This is a genomic window from Aquisalimonas lutea (assembly GCF_030409225.1).
Lineage (GTDB): Bacteria > Pseudomonadota > Gammaproteobacteria > Nitrococcales > Aquisalimonadaceae > Aquisalimonas > Aquisalimonas lutea.
In genome coordinates, this window is the sequence record NZ_JAUFPK010000001.1 from 2227494 (window position 1) to 2247167 (window position 19674).

General features: G+C 70.3%; 22 protein-coding genes and 1 riboswitch. Of the genes, 16 read left to right on the forward strand and 6 right to left on the reverse strand.

All coding sequences use genetic code 11. The annotated features are described in order from the left end of the window. Window positions 1-32: 32 nt before the first annotated feature. A riboswitch (cobalamin riboswitch) is annotated at window positions 33-167 on the reverse strand. Window positions 168-290: 123 nt separating this feature from the next. From QWY84_RS10450 to QWY84_RS10475, 6 genes are all read left to right on the forward strand, one after another. Beyond that, the gene (locus tag QWY84_RS10450; protein ID WP_290202527.1) at window positions 291-548 is read left to right on the forward strand and encodes a hypothetical protein; all 258 of its coding nucleotides are present in this window, start codon (window positions 291-293) and stop codon (window positions 546-548) included. A 75-nt stretch (window positions 549-623) separates the two neighbouring features. Further along, window positions 624-1124: a hypothetical protein gene (locus QWY84_RS10455; RefSeq protein ID WP_290202528.1), complete on the forward strand. Its 501-nt coding sequence runs from the start codon at window positions 624-626 to the stop codon at window positions 1122-1124. 65 nt (window positions 1125-1189) lie between these two features. Beyond that, window positions 1190-1801, forward strand: coding sequence for an IMPACT family protein (locus QWY84_RS10460; protein WP_290202529.1), 612 nt, complete (start codon window positions 1190-1192; stop codon window positions 1799-1801). Then, complete coding sequence (locus QWY84_RS10465) at window positions 1794-2159, forward strand: hypothetical protein (protein ID WP_290202530.1); 366 nt, start codon at window positions 1794-1796, stop codon at window positions 2157-2159. The genes QWY84_RS10460 and QWY84_RS10465 overlap by 8 nt, the downstream gene beginning before the upstream one ends. A gap of 117 nt (window positions 2160-2276) precedes the next feature. Continuing rightward, window positions 2277-2732: an FxsA family protein gene (locus tag QWY84_RS10470; RefSeq protein WP_290202531.1), complete on the forward strand. Its 456-nt coding sequence runs from the start codon at window positions 2277-2279 to the stop codon at window positions 2730-2732. Window positions 2733-2792: 60 nt separating this feature from the next. Next, window positions 2793-3269 (forward strand): hypothetical protein, encoded by a 477-nt coding sequence (locus QWY84_RS10475; protein ID WP_290202532.1) that lies wholly within the window; start codon window positions 2793-2795, stop codon window positions 3267-3269. 90 nt (window positions 3270-3359) lie between these two features. Here the strand turns inward: QWY84_RS10475 and QWY84_RS10480 are convergent, their stop codons facing one another. Beyond that, window positions 3360-3728, reverse strand: coding sequence for a DUF6164 family protein (locus QWY84_RS10480; protein ID WP_290202533.1), 369 nt, complete (start codon window positions 3726-3728; stop codon window positions 3360-3362). 79 nt (window positions 3729-3807) lie between these two features. On the opposite strand from QWY84_RS10480, the gene QWY84_RS10485 reads away from it, so the two are divergent. From QWY84_RS10485 to QWY84_RS10515, 7 genes are all read left to right on the forward strand, one after another. Further along, entirely contained in the window at window positions 3808-4743 is a 936-nt protein-coding gene (locus tag QWY84_RS10485; protein ID WP_290202534.1) for an alpha/beta fold hydrolase, read from the forward strand. 334 nt (window positions 4744-5077) lie between these two features. Next, window positions 5078-6331 carry a GGDEF domain-containing protein gene (locus QWY84_RS10490; protein WP_290202535.1) on the forward strand — a complete coding sequence of 418 codons (1254 nt, stop codon included), beginning with the start codon at window positions 5078-5080 and terminating at the stop codon, window positions 6329-6331. Window positions 6332-6347: 16 nt separating this feature from the next. After that, on the forward strand, window positions 6348-7082 hold the full coding sequence (locus QWY84_RS10495) for a DUF72 domain-containing protein (protein ID WP_290202536.1): 735 nt from the start codon (window positions 6348-6350) through the stop codon (window positions 7080-7082). A 121-nt stretch (window positions 7083-7203) separates the two neighbouring features. Continuing rightward, window positions 7204-8625, forward strand: coding sequence for a TolC family protein (locus QWY84_RS10500; protein ID WP_290202537.1), 1422 nt, complete (start codon window positions 7204-7206; stop codon window positions 8623-8625). Beyond that, the gene (locus tag QWY84_RS10505) at window positions 8625-9857 is read left to right on the forward strand and encodes an efflux RND transporter periplasmic adaptor subunit (RefSeq protein ID WP_290202538.1); all 1233 of its coding nucleotides are present in this window, start codon (window positions 8625-8627) and stop codon (window positions 9855-9857) included. Before QWY84_RS10500 ends, QWY84_RS10505 begins: the two co-directional genes overlap by 1 nt. Next, window positions 9847-12966, forward strand: a complete 3120-nt coding sequence (locus QWY84_RS10510) for an efflux RND transporter permease subunit (protein ID WP_290202539.1) — start codon at window positions 9847-9849, stop codon at window positions 12964-12966. Before QWY84_RS10505 ends, QWY84_RS10510 begins: the two co-directional genes overlap by 11 nt. A 101-nt stretch (window positions 12967-13067) precedes the next feature. Beyond that, window positions 13068-13781, forward strand: a complete 714-nt coding sequence (locus QWY84_RS10515) for a glutathione S-transferase (RefSeq protein ID WP_290202540.1) — start codon at window positions 13068-13070, stop codon at window positions 13779-13781. Between the two features lie 21 nt (window positions 13782-13802). On the opposite strand, the gene QWY84_RS10520 is transcribed toward QWY84_RS10515, so the two are convergent. Genes QWY84_RS10520 through nthA form a run of 3 tightly spaced genes read right to left on the reverse strand, consistent with a single transcriptional unit; the run spans window position 13803 to window position 15422 of the window. After that, window positions 13803-14153, reverse strand: a complete 351-nt coding sequence (locus QWY84_RS10520) for a nitrile hydratase accessory protein (protein WP_290202541.1) — start codon at window positions 14151-14153, stop codon at window positions 13803-13805. Beyond that, window positions 14143-14793 carry a nitrile hydratase subunit beta gene (gene nthB / locus QWY84_RS10525; protein WP_290202542.1) on the reverse strand — a complete coding sequence of 217 codons (651 nt, stop codon included), beginning with the start codon at window positions 14791-14793 and terminating at the stop codon, window positions 14143-14145. The genes QWY84_RS10520 and nthB overlap by 11 nt, the downstream gene beginning before the upstream one ends. Beyond that, window positions 14790-15422, reverse strand: coding sequence for a nitrile hydratase subunit alpha (gene nthA, locus QWY84_RS10530; RefSeq protein ID WP_290202543.1), 633 nt, complete (start codon window positions 15420-15422; stop codon window positions 14790-14792). The genes nthB and nthA overlap by 4 nt, the downstream gene beginning before the upstream one ends. Before the next feature lie 152 nt (window positions 15423-15574). Here nthA and QWY84_RS10535 point away from each other — a divergent pair, with 152 nt between their 5' ends. Further along, the gene (locus QWY84_RS10535; protein ID WP_290202544.1) at window positions 15575-15958 is read left to right on the forward strand and encodes an ArsR/SmtB family transcription factor; all 384 of its coding nucleotides are present in this window, start codon (window positions 15575-15577) and stop codon (window positions 15956-15958) included. A gap of 25 nt (window positions 15959-15983) precedes the next feature. After that, a complete protein-coding gene (locus QWY84_RS10540; RefSeq protein WP_290202545.1) occupies window positions 15984-16454 on the forward strand; it encodes a hypothetical protein in 471 nt (156 codons plus the stop codon). A gap of 59 nt (window positions 16455-16513) precedes the next feature. On the opposite strand, the gene QWY84_RS10545 is transcribed toward QWY84_RS10540, so the two are convergent. Continuing rightward, on the reverse strand, window positions 16514-16954 hold the full coding sequence (locus QWY84_RS10545; protein ID WP_290202546.1) for a DUF411 domain-containing protein: 441 nt from the start codon (window positions 16952-16954) through the stop codon (window positions 16514-16516). A gap of 29 nt (window positions 16955-16983) precedes the next feature. Beyond that, window positions 16984-18414 carry a multicopper oxidase family protein gene (locus QWY84_RS10550; protein WP_290202547.1) on the reverse strand — a complete coding sequence of 477 codons (1431 nt, stop codon included), beginning with the start codon at window positions 18412-18414 and terminating at the stop codon, window positions 16984-16986. A 585-nt stretch (window positions 18415-18999) separates the two neighbouring features. Between QWY84_RS10550 and QWY84_RS10555 the strand changes: the two genes are divergently transcribed. Next, entirely contained in the window at window positions 19000-19659 is a 660-nt protein-coding gene (locus QWY84_RS10555; protein ID WP_290202548.1) for an ArsR/SmtB family transcription factor, read from the forward strand. The last annotated feature ends 15 nt before the right edge of the window (window positions 19660-19674 follow it).

Consider the following 19674-nt stretch of genomic DNA (forward strand, 5'->3'; position numbering starts at 1 on the left):
TGGCTCGTCTCCGGGAGAACCTTGGCGCGAGGCTCCCGTGCGTGTCTTCGGCGGTATTCGGGCTCGGCGAGCACGCTCGCCACACCGTTGCGCGACAGCCCCGGATTCTCACCGGTGTTCCCCGCTGAACCCACGATCTTGTAGGTCCTGTGAAGACGACAAGCAAGATATAGGTTTTCGACGGGCCATGCAACGATTGCAGCCGGCCCCCGGGGCGCCCGCCTCGGGTTGCCGTGCGTGCGCTCCGCCCCCATACCTGGTGACAGGCGATCCCGTGCACAGGAGGGGACATGACGTACTGGCGTTGCCACCTGGATGAACCGTCCATCGAGCGCTTCCGCGGGGAGCTGGATCTGCCGGAAGTCAACAACCGGGTCGAGTTCCCGGGGGAGTGGGATCTGCCCGAGAGCCAGGTCCGGGAAATCGCCAAGGATGCCTTCCTGGTGCTGGCACGGCAGGAGCGCCCGGATCTGGATCGCTCGCGGATCCGGGGGTTGCTGGACGAGCTCGAGCTGGTCTGCGAGCCGGCCGAGGCGTCGCAGCAGTAAGCGGGCACGGGGACGCCGCGATTGTTACACTGAGCGGCTTGACGGATCCCTGTTCTTCCGGAGGTGCGCGAGCTCATGGGCACGACGCAGACGCAATGGCGGTGGCTGCCTTTCCAGGCCGCAGCGGTGCGCGCCCTGGTCGAGCATGCGCGCGGGTGCGAGCAGCGTGAGCCGACGCCCGATCAGATGCTGGAGCCGCGCTTCCGGCGGGTGGGCGCGCCCAGGCCCGCGCGCGGGATGCCGCCGCCCCGGGAGGATCTCGCCCTGGACAAGGTCCCGCCGGCGCTCCACCTGGTGGCGGGAGACGGGCTCTTCCTGCGCAGCAACGGCATCGCCGGGCAGGCACCGCAGCCGTTGTTCGCCGACGGTTGCGACCCGTCCGTCGACGACGGCTGGCGCAGTGCGGTGACCGCCTGCGCCGGTGTCGAGGAGCAGGTTCTCGCCTTGCCGGCGGGCGCCGTTGCCGAGGTGCTGGAGGAAGCCGGCGAGCAGGTGTGGCTCGGCGTGTGCCGTGATGAAGAGGCGTTCGCGGTGGAGGAGTACGCCCTGGCGGCCGAGCCCGCCGAGCCGGAATAGCGGTCGACGCCGCGGACGGCTGCGGTGGGTGCGTCGGGCCGCGGGGCGGCGACCGGAGGGACGGAGTGCACGCGTATACGATTCCGGCGAAGTCCCTGGAGCGCGAGCTGGTGGTACGCAACAGCCGGTTCATCGCCCGGGCGCATCACGCGGCGGATCGGCAGCAGGCGCTGGCACGGGTGGCGGCGGCGCGTGCCGAGCACCCGGAGGCGCGCCATCACTGCTGGGGCTTTGTCATCGGTGATCCGGCCGCGGTCCTGGCCGCCGCCGGGGATGACGACGGCGAGCCGTCGGGGACGGCCGCCAGGCCCATTCTCAATGTCATCCAGCACAAGGGCATCGGCGACGTGGTCGTGGTCGTCGTCCGCTACTTCGGCGGCGTCAAGCTCGGCGCCGGCGGCCTGACGCGGGCCTACGCCCGGGCCACGGAGCAGGTTCTGGCGGCCTTGCCGCTGGTGGTGCACGAGCCGCAGGTGCAGCGTACCGTGGCGCTGGATTTCGCCAGCGAGTCCGCACTGCGCCGTTGGGCGGCGGAGCACGACGCGCGGCTTGACGCCGTTCGTTACAGTGAGGGTGTCGAGGCAGATCTGACGCTGCCCGAGGCGGCCTCCGACCGTCTCGCGGAGTTCTGTGCAATCCACGGCCTGAAAGTACACAGCGAGCCTTCCCATGACTGACTCCCAGCGCAAGTACCTGGAGAACGAGCTCAACACCGCCCTCGGGCGCGCCTGCGAGGCGGCCCGGGAAGAGATTCCGGGCTTCCAGTGGGTCACCCACGTCGTGGATACCTCCGACGTCAGCAGCAGTATCCAGGTGGTCTGGGTGTTCGACAGCAACCGGCACCTGGCGGAGGCCTTGCGCGCCGGGTACGACGCCTATCTCGGCCATCTCACCCGGGAGGCGCTGGCGGCGGCCGGGATTTCCGTGGAAGACATGGACCACCACGTGGATTTCGACAGCGAAGAGGAGTGCGCCCGCGTGCACGGAGGCGACTGGAAGCTGCGCCTGACCGCGGAGCCGGAGCACCTGCACTGATCCGAGCCTCCGCCGGGAATCAGGATGTCGCGTTCCGCAGACGGCTTGCATTTTCGCTCCGGGGCCGCCATGACTGCCCGGAAGAGGTTCCTGGTCCCTAACATGCCGAGGTGAGCCGTGCCCGCTCTACTGCTGCTACTGATCGTCGTCCCCCTGGTCGAGCTCTACATCCTCATCGAGGTCGGGCAGGTCATCGGGGCCCTTGCCACCATCGGGCTGTGCGTCCTGACCGCCGTCATCGGCGGCATGCTGCTGCGCCAGCAGGGCTTCGAGACCCTGCAGCGGGCGCGGGCGAACCTGGACCGGGGAGCGGTCCCGGCCATGGAGATGTTCGAGGGCATGGCACTGGCCATCGGCGGGGTCATGCTTCTTACCCCCGGGTTCGCCACGGACGTGATCGGTTTCGCCTGCCTGATCCCGGTGACCCGCCGGTTGATCGTCCATGCCATGCTCCGCCGGGTGCACGTCCAGTACGGGCCCGTGGACGGCGCGGCGTCGCGGCAGCGGTCATCGTCGGGCCGGGATGCCATCGAGGGCGAGTACCAGCGCCGCGACCGCGATGATCAGCAGTGAGGAACCCGGGCGGCAGCCCGATTGTCCCGGCTGGCAGCGGACCGTGACATGGAGCGATTCATGCGACGAACAGGGCGAGTCATCTGCGTCTGCCTTTTCCTGAGCCTGCCGGCGCTGGCATCGGCCCAGACCAGTACGACTTCTCCGGCCGGGGCGACGCCCCAGGGTCCCCGCACCGGGACCCAGCCCGGAGCCCAGCCGGGTGCCGGGACGCCGGGGCGGCCCGGAGCGGCGGGTCCCCGCGGCGGTGTCGATCCCGGCCCGCCGGTCCGGGAGCGTATCCGCCGGGAGCAGCGTGCGGGCGAGGACCCGCACCAGCCGCGCCCCGGCCTCGGTCCCGGCGGTGATCCCGCGGGACGTGCCGCCGGTGCCGGTATGCCGGGCGAGCGTCGACCGGAAGAGCGTTCCGCCGGGCGCGACCGGGCGTCGGTCCCGGGCGAGCAGCGCACGCCGGCCGCGCCCGGCAACCGTTCCGGGGCGCCCGGGGAACCCGGCTCCCAGCCGGCACCGGGGAGTGCACCCGGTGCCGGCCAGTAGGGATACCGGGACGTCGGTGTCCGGAGGGTTGCCTTCTCGGGGAACGTTGCGATGCAGTAAGAACGGGTTGCCCTTGCCCGGGTCTTCCCGTCAGTCCCCGATCAGGTCGAAGAACGGCCGGATCGAGAAGTACAGAATCAGTCCCACGATGACCACGTAGGCGAGATTTCTCAGGGGGGCGCGCAGGAACAGCGTGGCGAACGTCTCGTGGGTTCCCGCGCGGCGCCGTTCCTCCTGCTCGGCGCGGGCGTCCCGGGTGCGCTGTTCCTGGTAGGTGTCGAGCAGCTCCCGCGCCCGGTCGTAGTCGTCGCTGTCGCGGACCCAGATCGCCCCCATGCTGAGCCCCCAGCGGTTCGGCGGTGTCTCGTAGTAGTCCACGGCGTTGTCGTGCAGCAGCGCCCGGACCTCGTCGGCCTCGTCGTCGGGGACGCCCCGCAGATTCATCAGCAGTCTCGCCATGGTCCCTCCTCATCGCAGCCGTCATGGTAACGTTACCTGCGCATGATCTTCCGTCTCCGTTTCCAAGAGGACAGCGGGTATGCTCGTAGCAGTCGGGATCGGTGGCCTCGCGCTGCTCGTCGTCGCGGGTCTGCACGGATGGTTGCTGTTCCGGCCCGGCCCGGGTCCTTCGCGGGAGCCCTTCGGCGGGGATTGCTACCGGGTGGCCGACGCGCGCATCTATGTCCGGCGCCCGGTGACGGCGCGTGCCACGGTGGTTGCCATGCACGGCTTCCTGGAAAGTCCGGCGTATTTCACCGCCCTTTACGATCTGCCCGAAGTGGAAGTGATCCTGGTGGGCAGCGCGGACTACCACCCGGCACTGGATTGCCGCTCGGAGATCGATGCCCCCTGGGGAGCGCGGCCGATGGCCCCGGTAGGCACCATCGCCCACGACGCCGAAGTGCTCGTGCAGGCCATGGAGCACCTCATCAGTACGCGATCCGTCCGGGTGCACGGCCACTCGCGCGGTGGCGCCGTCGTGCTGGAGGCCGCGCGCCGACGGCCCGATCTTTTCCGTGGCACGGACGTCCTGCTGGAGGCGCCGCTGCTGCCGGGTGTGCGCCCGGTATGGACGCCCCCGCGGGCGATCATCGAGCTGCTGCCCTGGTTGCTGCCGCTGTGGCGCAGGCGACCGATCAATCGCCGTAACGCACCCCTGTGGGGCGCATTGGACGATCCACGCAAGCGCCGGCTGGTCGGCAGCCTGCCGTTCAACCCCCGCCGGGCCGTGACGGTGCGGCGCAACCTGCTGGACCTCGGCGACTGGACCCGCAACGCGGATCCCGGTTTGTGGCACAACCTGGAGTCCGCGCGGGTCGTCGTCCCGGCGGAGGATCGGGTGCTCGAGCCCGCGAGCATGCAGGCCGGCGCGAAACAGGGCGGCGCCGGCGTGCAGATGGACGCGGTGCCGGCCAGCAGCCATTTCGTTGCCCTGGATCGCCCCGCCGCGATCCCGCCCTTGCCGCAACCTTGACTGATTGTTCATTCAAGGTTGCGGTTGGTGCGCTGACACGATAGGTTTTCCCATTGGCCTGTTCGTGCTTTCCGGAGACCGGACGGCCCCTGATTCCACGGTCCGACCTTCGCTTGCGCGTCTTGCCGGCAAGCCGCACGGCGACGCCAGGGCCCGGCTTGTCCTGCCGAAGGTTGGTCGACCCGAGAGCCATCCGGCCCACCGCTTGCACCGGGCCGGAATCCCGGGAAACGGTCCATGAACAACGATACGAACCTTAGCCCCATCGCCCGGTGGGCGGCGATGGGCGGCCGGCGTCTTTTAGGTCCCGCGTCGCGGGCCGGGGAGACCGAGGGTGCATAACAGCAGGGACGTGGATGCCGTTTCCCCGTGGCGGGGCGAGTTCGTCAGTGCGGGGCTGGAGGAGCAGTTCCGGCGCTACGTGCAGGCCCGTACGGCGCAGCAGATGCGCAATTCGCTGTTCGTCGCGGCTGCACTGTTCCTGCTGTTCAGCCTGTCGGACTACGCACTGCTCGGCTACGGCGACCGTTTCCTCGCCCTGCTGGGCGTGCGCCTGGTGGTCGTTCTCGCGGCCCTGACGCTGGCGTTCGCGCTCGTGCGCCGGCCGGCCCTGGTCAACAGCACCCTGGCCGTGAACCTGGTGGTGTTCGTCGGCGTGACGGCGGTCATCCTCATCGTCCCCCTGCGCCCGCAGACCGTCGGCACCCAGGTGCCCGCGGTCATGGTGGCCACCATCGCCGTCTACCTGTTCTTTCCCAACCGCATTCCCTGGATGGTGCTGCTGAACCTGTACCTGGGAATCGGCTTCATCGCAGCGGTCGTCGCATACGCGCCCATACCGGCGGGAACCATCCTGACCATGACGCTGCTGCTGGTGTTCGTGAACACGGTGGGGCTGATGACCGCCGCGCGCCTCAGCCGGTTGCGGCGGGAGCAGTACGCGTCGCTGCTGGAGGAGCGGGAGATCAACCAGCGGTTGCAGGAGGAAATCGCCGAGCGCCAGCGCCTGGAGGAGCAACTCAAGCACATGGCGCGCACGGACGAGCTCACGGGGCTCAATACCCGTCGCCGCTTCTTCGAGCTCGTGGAGCAGGAGCTGCGCCGCGCCCGCCGCGAGCGCACGCCCCTGGCGGTGTGCATGGTGGATGTCGATCACTTCAAGACCATCAACGACCGCCACGGCCACACCGTGGGCGACCGCGCCCTGCGCGCCCTGGCGCGCCGCTGCCGTGAAGTGCTGCGGGAAGCCGATATCATCGGGCGTTTCGGCGGCGAGGAGTTCACCATCGCCCTGCCGGGCACGGGGCTTTCCCAGGCGCATGAGGTCGCCGAGCGTCTGCGCGCGCACGTGGCAGACATGGAGATCCCCGCGTCGCCGTCGCCCCTGCGGCCGACGGTCACGATCGGCCTGGCCCAGGTGGAGCCGGGCGAGCGCAGTGTCGAGCCTGCCCTGAACCGCGCCGATGAGGCCCTCTACCACGGCAAGGGCGCCGGGCGGGATTGCGTTATCGAGGCGCCTGCTTCCACTCTGGACGATGACGAGGGCCGGCCGCCGGAGCAGCAGGCCGGGCCCGCGGACGTGTCGTGATCCCGGAGCTGCACGGATGATGCGAGTCGGATGTGCGGGCTGGCGGTTGCCGAAGGAGATGCAGCCGGAGTTTCCCGGCGAGGGGACGCACCTGCAGCGCTATGCCCGGCAATTCAATGCCTGCGAGATCAACAGCAGCTTCTACCGTCCCCACCGGCCGTCGCTGTACGCGAAGTGGGCCCGCGAGGCCGGCCCGGGCCGTCTCTTTGCGGTCAAGGTGCCCCGGGCGCTGACCCACTCGGCGCGGCTGCGGCGAACCGAGGGCCTGGATCAGTTCCTCCAGGAGGTCGGGGGCCTGGGCGACGCCCTGGGGCCGCTGCTGCTGCAGCTGCCGCCGTCGCTGCGGCTGGAGCCGGAGAACGTGGAGGCCTTTCTCGGCACCCTGCGCGCGGCGTTCGACGGGTCCGTGGTGTGCGAGCCGCGGCACGAGAGCTGGTTCACCGACGAGGGCGAGGCCCTGCTGCAGCGGTTCCGGGTCGCCCGGGCGGCCGCCCACCCGCCCGTGACCGAGGGGGCGGACGTTCCGGGGGGTGCCGGGGAGCTGGCATACTACCGGCTGCACGGATCCCCCAAGCGATTCGAGTCGGAATACGATCACGCGTTCCTGCGCGATCTGGCGGCACGCCTGCAGCAGACCGGGTGCCCGACCTGGTGCATTTTCAACAACACGGCAACACCCGCGGGCCTGCGCAACGCCCTGGCGCTGAACGATCTCCTTCGCGAGGCCGGGGCCTTCCCGTCACCGGAGTGAGTGGGTGCGGCCGCGGGGCGGGGAACTCTGTGCCGGGCCGGCGGGACAAAGACATCGGGTCCCCACCGGCGCCGCACGTCACGGCAGCGCGGGCCGTGACAAGAGCAATCGGAAGCGATTCATGATCCCTGACCGGAGTGACGCACGGCTGCTGGCCGGCCTGCTCGTCGCCATACTCCTGACCGGCTGCGCGTCCAGATCGCCCGCCCCGGAGCGGGCCGACGTGCCCCTGCCCGATCGCCTGGGAGACGGGGCGGGGCCCGCTGTTCCCGGCGAGTGGTGGCGGCATTTCGACGACCCGGCGCTGGACGACGTCATGGAGCGGGTGGTCGACGACAGCTTCTCCCTGGCAGCGGCGCGCGGCCGGCTGCGCCAGGCCCGGGCGGCCGCCCGGGGCGAGGCCGGCGGCCGCCTGCCCACCCTGGATGCCACCGGCGACGCATCCGCGACGCGCAGCGACGGGCGGACAACCGACGAGTACGCCGTCGGCGCCATGGCCGCCTTCGAGGTGGATCTCTGGGGGCGGCTGGATTCCGCCGCCGAGGCCGCGGCGCTGGAGGCGCGGGCCACCGAGCGCGATCTCCGCGCCGCGGGGATCAGCCTGACGGCGGAAGCCGCGAGCGCGTACTACGGCATCCTGCGGGAGCGCGCCCTGCGGGAGCTCATCCGCCGGCAGATCGACACCAACCGGCGCATCGAGGAGCTGGTGGAGCTGCGCTACCGGCGGGGCAATGCGGGCGCCGACGAGTTGCTCCGCCAGCGCCAGCTGGTGGAGAGCACCACCTCGGAGCTGGCATCGGTGGCCGGCGAGCTGGAACGGCTGCGCGCCGAGCTGGCAGCGCTCCAGGGACGCCCCGGCCCCGACGCGCTGACGCTGCCGGAGTCCGCGGAGCTGGTGGACGTGCCGCCGTTGCCGGATGCCGGGGTGCCGTCCGAGTGGCTGCGCCGCCGGCCGGACCTGGAGGCGGCGTTCCTGCGGGTGCAGGCGGCCGATGCCGAGCTGGCCTCGGCCATCGCCGCCCGCTATCCGCGCCTGGACCTGAGCGCTTCCCTGGAGAGCGCTGCGGCGTCCCCGTCGGCGCTGTTCCAGGACTGGATCGGCCGTATCGCCGCCGGCCTGACGGTGCCGCTGTTCCGGGGCGGCCAGCTGGAGGCGGACGTGGACCGGACGCGGGCGGCCCGGGACGTGGCCTTCAACGAATATGCGCAGACGGTGCTGGATGCGGTGGCGGGGGTCGAGAGCGCCCTGGCCGCCGAGCGCGCCGACCGCAGCCGGGTGGCGAGCCTGGAGAAGCAGGTCTCGCTGGGTGAGCGCGTGCTGGAGCAGCTGCGCTACCGCTACCGCAACGGCGCCGCCGACTTCCTGGACGTGCTCGATGCCCAGACCACGCTGCAGGACAACCAGCGGAGCCTCCTGGAAGCGCGCTGGGCCCTGGTCGCCGACCGCATCGAGCTGGTGCGAACCCTGGCCGGCGGCTGGCCCGGCGATACGGCCGCGGATTCCGGGGCTGAAGACAACCCCTACGCCGACGAGAGCAGCTGATGGAAGAATCACCGGACAACGGCCGAGCGCCGGCCCGCACCGGCCGGTTGCGGGCCGGCGTGCACGCGGTCCTCGCGGTCGCCGTCCTCGCGGCCGGCCTTGCCGCCGGGTACTGGTTCCTGCAGGAAGACCGCACCGCCGGTGAACGGCCGTCCAGGGACCGGGCGGCGCGGCTGGTGGAGACCACGCCGGCGGAGATGGCCAGCCACACGATCTCCGTTACGGCCTGGGGGCAGGCACGGCCGAAGCGCGAGCTGAGCCTGCGGCCCCGCGTCAGCGGCCGGGTGGCGCACGTGAGCGAGGCGCTCACCCCCGGCGGCCTGCTGAAGGCGGGGGAGCCACTGATCCGCATCGACCGCGAGCCCTTCGAGGTGGACCTGCGCCGGGCTCGTACGGCGCTGACGCAGGCCCGCGCCGACCTGGCCCTGGAGCAGGGCCAGCAGGCCATCGCCCAGCGCGAGTTCGAGCTCATGGACGAGCCGGTGGACGATGCCGAGCGGGCGCTCATGCTGCGCAAGCCGCAGCTGAACAGCGCCGAGGCGGCCGTGGCTGCCGCCGAGGCGGATGTCGCGGACGCTCGTCGGGCCCTCGGCGATACCGAGCTCACGGCGCCGTTCGACGCCTTGGTCCGCAGCACGGACGTGGCGGTGGGAGGCGAGGTGGATTCCAGCACCGCCGTTGCCGAGCTGGTGGGCGTGGATACCTGGTGGATCGAGGTGGCCGTGCCGGCCAGTGCCCTGCGCTGGCTGAGCTTCCCCGACGGTGGCGAGCCCGGCGCCGTCGTCCGGCTCTACAACGAGGGCGTGTGGGCGCCGGGGGTTCACCGCGAAGCCCGGGTCGTGCGCCTGCTGGGGGAGCTGGAGGAGGACGGCCGTCTGGCACGGGTGCTTGTGGCCGTGGACGATCCCCTGGCCCGGGCCACGGACGGGCCGCGGCTGCTGCTGGGCAGTTTCCTGCGCGCGGAGATCCGCGGGCGGACCCTGGAGCAGGCCGTGGCCCTGGAGCCGTCATGGCTGCGGCCGGGGAATACCGTCTGGGTGATGGACGACCAGGGGCTGCTGGAGATCCGCGACCTGGAGGTGGCCTACCGGGATGACAGCCGGGTGCTCGTGACCGACGGGCTGGCCGCGGGCGACCGCATCGTGACCTCGCCGCTGGCCCTGCCCAGCGAGGGCATGCCGCTGCGTACCGCCGACGAGGGCTCGACCGGGGAGAGCCGGGATGGCGCGTGAGCGCGGCGACGGCCTCATCGGCTGGATGGTGGACCACCGGGTCGCACCGAACCTGATCATGATGCTGCTCCTGGTGGGCGGTCTGTACATGACCACTCAGATCACCCAGGAGGTCTTCCCGGACTTCCAGACCGACGCCATCGAGGTCAGCGTCGCCTATCCCAGCGCCACGCCGGAGCAGATCGAGCAGGGCGTGGTGCAGCCGGTGGAAGAGGCGGTGCGCGGGCTGCCCGGCATCGAGGAGGTGACCGCCGTCGCCGGCCAGGGCAGCGGCACCGTCACCCTGGAGCTCATCGAGGGCGCGGATGTCCAGCGTACCTACCAGGACGTCACCCGCGCCGTGGAGACCATCGATACCTTTCCCGACGACGCCGAGGACCCGGAGATCGAGTTCAGCGGCTGGCGCCGGGATGTGGTGGATTTCCTGGTGCACGGCGATGTCCCGGAGCACACGCTCCGGGCCGCCGCCGAGACGGTGCGCGACGAGCTGCTGCTGGCGCCGGGCATTACCCAGGCGGGGCTGGATGACGTCAGCGCCTACGAGATCCATGTCGACATCGACGAGAGCCGGCTGCGCGCCCACGACCTGACCCTGGAGGAGGTGGCGGAGGTCGTGGCCGCCAACGCCCGGGACCGCGCCGCCGGAACCGTGAAGACGCCCGGCGGCGATATCCTGCTGGAAGTCGACGAGCGCCGCGTCAACGCCGAGGCGTTCGGTGACATCACGGTGCTCGCCGGGGCCGGCGGATCCCGTGTGCAGCTGCGCGACATCGCCACGGTGAGCGAGGCCTTCTCGGATCAGGTCGAGTCGATCTCCACCTACAACGGCGAGCCGGCCCTGCAGCTGGAGACGTTCCGGGTCGCCGACGAGACCCCCATCGGCGTATCGGAGGCCGGTGAGGCGGTGCTGCCCGATATCCGGGCCGAGCTGCCGCCCGGCATCGACGTGTCCGTGGCCAGCGATTCCTCCGAGATCTACCAGGAACGGCTGGATCTGCTGATGAAGAACGGATTCATCGGGCTGGTGCTGGTCCTGCTGCTGCTGAGCCTGTTCCTGGAGTTCAAGCTGGCGTTCTGGGTGACGGTGGGCATTCCGACATCGTTCCTGGGCGCGTTCCTGTTCCTGCCGTTCTTCGACGTCACCATCAACATGATCTCGCTGTTCGCGTTCATCATCGCGCTGGGCATCGTCGTGGACGACGCCATCGTCGCCGGCGAGAACATCTACGAGTACCGGCAGAAGGGTATGGGCCTGGTCCCGGCGGCGGTTCAGGGGGCCCGCGACATCGCCGTGCCCATCATTGTCAGCGTGCTCACCAACATCGTCGCGTTCGTGCCGCTGGCGCTGATTCCCGGCTCCTTCGGCCAGCTCTGGGCCGTCATCCCGATCGTGGTGGGCACGGTGTTCGCCATCTCGCTCATCGAGGCCCTGATCATTCTGCCCGCGCACCTGGCCTATACCGGCGAGGGCGGGCGCACCCGGCCGGGGGCGTGGCTGCACCGGGGCCAGCAGGCGGTCAGCCGCGGCTTCTCGCGGTTCATCAGCAATGTCTACGGGCCGGTCCTGCGTTTCGCCATGCACTGGCGCTACGTCACCCTGGCCGCCGCCATGGCGCTGCTGGCGGTGACCCTGGCGTATCCGCTCAGCGGTGCCATGGGGTTCTCGCTCATGCCCACGGTGGAGTCGGACCAGGCGGAGGTCGTCGCCGTTCTGCCCCAGGGCACGCCCGACGCCTCCATGAAGCGCGTGCGCGATACCCTGGTGGAGGCGGCCGAGGAAGTGGTGGCCGACAACGGCGGAGCAGGCCTCAGCCGCGGGATCTACGCCGAGATCGAGGGCACGCAGATCGAGGTGGTGACCTATCTGGAGCCGGCCGATCAGCGCCCCATCGGGACGAGCGCCTTCGCCCGGCTGTGGCGCGAGCGTGCCGGCGAGATTCCCGGCCTGGAATCCATCCGCTTCCATTCGGATCGCGGCGGCCCCGGAGGCGGGGCGGCGCTGACCATCGGATTAAGCCACCGCGATACCGCCACCCTGCGGCGGGCCAGCTCGGCCCTGGCCGAGCGGCTGCGCGAGCTCAGCTACGTCACCGATGTCGATGACGGCTATCGTCTCGGCAGCCCGCAGTGGAACCTCCGCCTCACGGAGTCCGGCCGCGCCCTGGGGCTGTCGGCCAATGATCTGGGGGGACAGGTGCGCGCGGCATTCAACGGCGAGGAGGCGTTCAAGCTGCTGCGCGGCGGCAACGAGGTCACCGTGCGGGTCCAGCTGCCCCCCGCGGCCGTGGACAGCGAGGCGGCCGTGCCGTCATTGATGGTGCGTACCCCGGACGGCCAGCGGGTGCCTCTGGAGCAGGTCGCCACCATCGAGCGCGACCGCGCGCTGACCCGGATCCGCCGGGAGAACGGCCGGCGGATGCTGCAGATCACCGCCGACGTCGTGCCCATGGAGCAGACCAACCGCGTGCTCGCCGAGGTGCGCGAGTCCGTGCTGCCGGGCCTGGTCGCGGATTTCCCGGGCGTGTCGTACGACTTCGGCGGCCGCCAGGAGAGCATGCAGGAGGCCCTGGAGAGCTTCACCACCACGGTAACCCTGGCGCTGCTGGGCGTGTACGCCCTGCTGGCCATTCCCTTCCGCAGCTACCTGCAGCCGCTGGTGGTGATGACGGCGATTCCCTTCGGCATCGTCGGCGCCATCCTGGGGCACCTGATCATGGGCTACAGCCTGAGCCTGGTGAGCGTCATGGGCATCATCGCCCTGGGGGGCATGGTGGTGAACGGCTCGCTGGTGATGATCGACTACGCCAACGCCCGGCTGCGCGAGGGCCACGCGCCCTTCGAGGCGTTCTACAGCGCGGGCGTGCGGCGCTTCCGGCCCATCGCGCTGACGACCATGACCACCTTCGGCGGACTGGCGCCCATGATCTTCGAGACCTCCGTCCAGGCCCGGTTCATGATCCCCATGGCGCTGTCCCTGGGCTACGGTATCGTGTTCTCGTCCGCCATCCTGCTGTTCCTCATCCCGTGCCTGGCCATGGCGCTGGAGGATCTGCGGCGGCTGCCGGGCACGCGCACCGCCGGGCACACGGCGGCCAGCGGCGCGCACTGATGGTGCCGCACGCGCGGCGTCGCCGGCGGGGATCGCCGCAGGCGCCGGACGTGGTACGTTGACCCCGTGGTCCCTGTCGGTTTGCTACAGCGGGGTCGATCATGACGTACATTCTCTACTACTGGCCGTTCATCCCGGGCCGCGGCGAGTTCATCCGCCTGGCGCTCGAGGATGCGGGTGTCGCGTACCGGGACATCGCCCGGGAGGACTCGGAGGAGGGCGGCGTCGAGGCCGTGGCCGACGTCCTCGATGGCGACTTCCCGGCCCTGGCGCCGCCGGTGCTCCGGGCCGGCGAGCTGTGCATCGCCCAGACGGCGAACATCCTCTGCTTCCTGGGCGATCATCACGACCTGGCGCCGGCCGACGAGGCGGGGCGCTACTGGGCCGCCCAGCTGCAGCTCACCGTCACCGACTGGGTGGTGGAGATCCACGACACCCACCACCCGCTCGGCCCCACGCTGCACTACGAGGAGCAGAAGGCCGAAGCGGCCCGGCGCGCGGCGGTATTCCGCGAGAGCCGCCTGCCGAAGTTCATGGATTACTTCGAGACGGTGCTGGAGCGCAATCCCGCGGCGGACGACTGCCTGGTGCGTGGGGCCACCAGCCATCCGGATCTGGCGGTGTTCCAGGTACTGGAGGGGCTCTATTACGCCTTTCCGCGGACCATGCAGGGCCTGGGCGGGGCCTATCCGCGGCTGGAAGGGCTGCGCGAGCGTGTCGCCGCGCGCCCGCGCATCGCCGCGTACCTGGAGTCCGGCCGGCGGCTGGCGTTCAGCGAGCACGGGATCTTCCGGCACTACCCGGAACTGGACTGAGCGGGCGGCAGGTGTCCGGGCCTACCCGTGCCGGGACCGCGACAGCGCGTCGAAGCCCTTTTCCAGCCGCACGGGATGCCCGTGCGGTGTCGCCTCGTAGGCCGCGACCCAGGCCTCGCGGAACGTGCCCAGCTCGTCGGCGGCGGCCTCGCCGCGCTCGGTGAGCAGTCGTTCCAGCGCCTGCAGCCAGTCCAGGTAGTACTGCTGCGGCTCGTCGGCGACACCGGCCTCGGCGGAGCGGCGGCGCTCCGCGGCCAGCGCCGCGGCCCACTCGCTCCAGGTGAACAGCCCGCGCTGGTTGAGATGCACGGCCAGGGCAAAGGCCTGGGCCTGCCAGGGGGCCTCGAACGGCGGCTGGTGGTCACCGTGCATAGAGATAGCTCTCCCAGAGATCCAGCATCACGGTGTCGGCGCCGTCGGCCTCGGTCCCCCAGAGATCCCGGGCGGGGAACCGGACCGTGTACAGGTGCTCCGGGTGCTCGCCCCGGAAGTGGGCATTGCTATCCGGCAGCACGTGGCCGCCGTGGTGGCGCAGGATGATGCCGGTGTGCCCCCGGGCGTAGCGGGGCAGGCGCGTGTGGCCGGCCGGGTGCTCGTTGCGGGTGACCACCCGGTCGCCGACCCGGAAGCGGGGCGGGGTGGCCACCTGCCGCTCGGTGGGACCGCCGCGGCGGAGCATGCGCCGGGCGCCGTCGGCGTCCACCGGCGGCGTCAGCGCCGGCCCCTGGGGTTCCCCGGTGCGCAGCTCCTCTTCGGTGACCAGCCCGGTCTCCACCATGAGCCGCTCCAGGGCGTCGATCCAGCGCTCGTAGTAGCTGTAGCCCAGGTACTGTGCCGGATGCATGTCCTCGCGGGCGCGCCGGTTGGCGTCGATGTTCCACCGGCCCCAGGCCGCCATGGCCACGGTCAGCGCCATGGCGCGATCGTACCATGCCGGGTGGGGGTGGTCGTCGGCCTTGTCGGGCACGGTACCGAAGCCGTGCATGCCGCCGAGATCGTGTGCGCCGTTCATGCGGCACCTCCTGCCTGACCGGGGGCCAGGGCGCGGCCGGCGCCGACCATGGCGTCCCGGGTGACCAGCTCCGCCAGGGCTTCTTCGCTCCATCCCTCGGTGCCGGCCGGCCGCTGCGGGACGACCAGGTAGCGGATCTCCGCCGTGCTGTCCCACAACCGTACCTCGGTGTCGTCGTCCAGGTAGACGCCGAACTCCGCCAGCACCGCCCGGGGCTCGCGCACCGCCCGCGCGCGGTAGGCCTCGGACTTGTACCAGCCCGGCGGGATGCCCAGCACCGTCCACGGATAGCAGGAGCACAGGGTGCACACCACCAGGTTGTGCACCCGCTCGGTATTCTCCAGGGCCACCATGTGCTCGCCCTGGCGCCCCTCGTAGCCCAGGTGGGCGATGGCCGCCGTGGCATCGTCCAGCAGCCATTGCCGGTAGCCGGCATCGACCCAGGAGCGCGCCACCACGCGGGCGCCGTTGCGCGGGCCGACCTCCTCGGAGTAGGTCTCGATGATGGCTTCCAGCGCCCCGGGGTCCACCAGCCCCTTGCGGGTCAGCAGCGACTCCAGCGCCTGCACCCGCAGGGCGGGCTCCGGCGGAACGTGGCTGTGGTCGGGATGATCGTGATCGTGGCTCATGGGCTCGTCCGGATTGCGATCCTGGTACCGACAATAGCGCGTCTGGCGCCCGTGTCTACAGTGCGTCCGCCGGACGGCGTCCCGTCATCGCGGGCGACGCCGGCGGATCGCTTGCCGTTGACGGCGGCAATAAAGAATTCAATAATTGTTGTATGATTGAAAAGAAAGCCCTGGTCGAGATTCTGGACGCGCTGGCCCACGAGGCGCGCCTGGACGTATTCGTGGCCCTGGTGGAGGCGGGCCCGCCCGGGCTTTCCGCCGGCGGGCTGGCGAGCGCGCTCGGTATCGCGCCGAACGCGCTGTCGTTCCATCTCAACCGCCTGCGCCGGTCGGGGCTGGTGGAGTCCTGGCGCGACGGCCAGCACATCGTCTACGCCGCCCGCTACGAACACGTCGAGGGCCTGATGGCGTTCCTCGGCGAGCGCTGCTGCGCGCGCAGCGACGAGGCCTGCTCGCCGGCCTGCGACGCCCGGCGCACGCCGGGCGGGGAACCGCGGCCCGAGCCGGCCGGGCCGGCGTCCGGGGCCGGATCATGACCACTGGACAAACCGGGAGGGGATGATGAGCCTGACCACGAACCTGCAGAAGCTGTGGCCGCGGGCGCTGGGCGTGGGCGTGATCAACGCCGTGCTCCTGTCCGCCGTGATGGTGCCCGTGAACCTGGCAGGCATCTCGCCCATGCCCGAGCCGCCCAGTCTCGCGTTCGCGGAAACGCTCCTGGGCACGGCGCTGCCGTTGCCGGTCGGACTGCTCTTCCACGTCGCCTACGTCACCCTCTGGTCGCTGCTGTTCATCGCCGCGGCCTACCCGGACCTGGCATTCACCCGCGCGCTCGCCCTCGGCCTGGTCCTGTGGCTGGCGGCGCTGGTGATCTTCTTCCCGGTCATCGGCTGGGGCGTGCTCGGCCTGGACGTGAGCCCGGCCCTCATCGTGGCCTCGCTGGTTCCCCACCTGCTGTTCGCGGTCTTTCTCTGGGGGCTGGGTCGCCTGATGATTCCGGATACCGGGAGCGTAACCGGGCGGTCCGCTTGAAAGGGGGCGGGGCGGCCCCGGCAGGGGGGGGCGGTCCCCGTCGCGGCCGGACCCGGCGCCTACTGTGTACCGAACAACGCGGTTTCCTCGCCGTCGAAGGTGTAGACCTCCAGCGGTTCCGGCTTCGGACCGGGCATGCCCGGGGAGCCCGTCGGCATTCCCGGCAGGGAGATGCCGGTGACATCCGGGCGTTCCTCCAGGAGGCGGTGGATCAGGCCGGCGTGCACGTGACCTTCCACTACGTAGCCATCCACGACCGTCGTGTGGCATCCCGCCATCTCCCGGGTCACCCCGTGCTCCTGCTTGAGCACCGGCATTTCGTGGGTCGGTTCCGTGTCCACCGTGAAGCCGTGCTCGCGCAGGTGATTCGCATGGGCCTCGCAGCAGCCGCACTGCGGATTCTTGTAGAGCGTGGCGTGGAGCATGTCGTGGTCGGCATGGACGAAGCCGCCGACCAGCAGTCCGCCCGCGGCGATCATCATCAGGGTCAGGTCTTTCATGGTTTCATCTCCAGTCGTGGTGTAGCCGGTCAGTCGCGTACCCGGAACATGCCCCGCATGCCGCCGGCCTGGTGCTCGGCAATATGGCAGTGGAAGAGCCAGTCACCGGGGTTGTCGGCCACGAAGGCCGCTTCGATCGTGTCGTCGGGGTTCATCAGGACCGTATCCCGGAATGGCTGGTAGGGCTCCGCTGAGCCGTTTCTCGTGAGCACCCGGAAGTGATGGCCATGCAGGTGGACAGGGTGATGCCAGCGGGTATCGTTGCGGAAGACGATCCGGCAGCTCTGGCCCCGGGCGAGAGTGAACGTAGGCTCCCGGTTGCCTTGTCCCGGGCCTTCCACGGGCCTGCCGTTGACCGTCCACGCCATGCCTTCACGCATCATCCGCATCATCTGCTGCATGCCGGTGCCGCCCATCATGCCGCCGCCGAAGACAATCTCACGGGTTTCGGCTCCGTCGAGATTCGGCTCCGGTACCGGATTTGCCGGCAAGGCCGGCGGAGACCCAGCCGGTGCTGTTTCCCGGACCTGACTACCGGTGACGGTGAAGGCCATGAGCTGGTACTCCATTCCCCGGTAGAACGTATCGCGGACCACGAACGGTCGGTCCGCCTCCGCGGGATAGTCGAGGACCACATCGGCACGCATGCCCGGGCCGATGACGACCCGGCCGCCCTCGGGTTGGTGGGGCGTGACCGGCTGGCCATCGAAGGCGATCACGTGCACGGGCAGGTCATCGAAAGCGAGCCCGAAGATGCGGCCATTGGCGGCGTTCATCAGGCGCAGCCGTATGCGCTCGCCCGGGCGAACGTCCATGGCGTGCGGCAGCCGTCCATTGACGGTTACCGTATTGCCGATCCGGCCCGCGTGGCTCATGTCGTGGGGATTGTTGAAGTCCTCGGTGATGGCGCCCTGTCGCGTCAGCCGCCAGTCGTCCAGGAGCCAGGCGATATCCCGGTCCACCGGGTACGGATCCGGCTCTTCCACCACCAATGCCCCCACCAGTCCGCGAGCGAGTTGCTCGGGGCCGTTCAGGTGGGAGTGGTACCAGTACGTTCCGGCATCGGGGAGCTCGAAAACGTACTCGAATGTCTCTCCCGGTGCCACCGGAGGTTGCGTCAAGTGAGGGACACCGTCCATGGCATTGGGCAGGCGGATCCCGTGCCAGTGGACGCTGGTGGGCTGTGCGAGCCCGTTGTCCAGCAGAATGCGAAGCTGCTCGCCCCGGCGATACCGCAGCGTCGGACCCGGCACGATCCCGTTGTAGCCCCAGGCGCCGGAGACTGCAGGGCCGACAGGCTGCAGGGACCACGGGGCGGGGCCGGTACGGAGCCGGAAGAGGTCGTCGGTTGCCGGCAGCCGGCGGCTCCAGGCGGGCAATGCGGCGAGGCCGAGAGCGCTGGCGCTGGCAGCCAGGAATCGGCGGCGCGACAGCCCCCGGAGGCGGTATAGGTCGGACATCGGTGCTACTCCTCGTCAAGACAGGGTCGGTGGCGTACCGACCGGTCCTCGGCTCCGACAAGAGCCGGTCCATCGGGATCAGACGACAGGAGTGGATCGCGGCGGCGGTGGCTCGACCGTGTTGGAATACCGGGTCTGACGGGAGGGACCGCTGACCGCATACCGGCGCTCGCCATCCTGACCCGCGGTACTGGTATCGATGCAGGCCGTGGCCGATGAGCACGTGGTACCGCAGGAATCGGCCGCCGGCGCGGGGGAATCCGGCTCGGCGCATGCCGCGCACACCGCAGTGGTCTCACCCGTTACGTTCGTGCCAGGGCTGCCCTTGGGGGCATTGGCGTTGCACGCCATGACCGCTGTCCCGTGCAGAAGCATGACAGCGGTGACCAGCAACGCAATGGCGAGGACGAGAGGGCTGCGAACCATGCACTGAGTATTGCACCGCCTCACCGGCAAGTAAACGCCGGAAAGCCGGAGGTTTTGATGCTGGAGATCCGCATTTCGCTAGTATATTCAAATTATCAATTGAATATACTAAAATGTAGTATGCATCCATGACAGCGCGTATTCCCGAACGAGGTGCCGATGCCGCAAGCCCGCCAGGAACTCTTCGACACGCTGTCCGGAGTAGGACGCGCGCTGGGTAACGGCCACCGCCTGGAGCTTCTCGAGCGGCTGGCGCAGACGGAGGCGCCGGTCGAGGCGCTGGCGCACGCGACTGGCCTGTCCGTGGCGAATGCCTCGCAGCACCTCCAGCACCTCCGTCGGGCGGGGCTGGTCACCACGCGCCGTGATGGACGCCGTGTGGTCTACCGCCTCACCGACGAGCGGATCGTGACGCTGATAGGGCTCATGCGGGAGGTCGCCGAGACCAATCTTGCCGAGGTGGAGCGGCTGGTCGGCAGGCTGTTCGCCGACGACGACGCCGATGGCGCGCTCGAGCCCATGTCCCGGAACGAGCTGCGGGCGGCGCTGGAGCGCGGCGATGTCGCGCTCCTGGACGTGCGCCCGGAGCCGGAGTACCGCGCCGGCCATCTGCCCGAGGCCATCAACGTGCCGGCGGACCGGCTCGAGGCGATGCTGGATCGGCTGCCGCGCGACCAGGAGATCGTTGCCTACTGCCGCGGCCCTTACTGCGTGCTCTCCCACGAGGCCGAGCAGTTCCTGCGGCGCCGCGGGTTCCGGGTGCGGCGGTACCGGGAGGGTTTCCCGGAATGGAAGGCGGCCGGGCTGCCCGTGGCCTGACGCGGATCGCCGCAT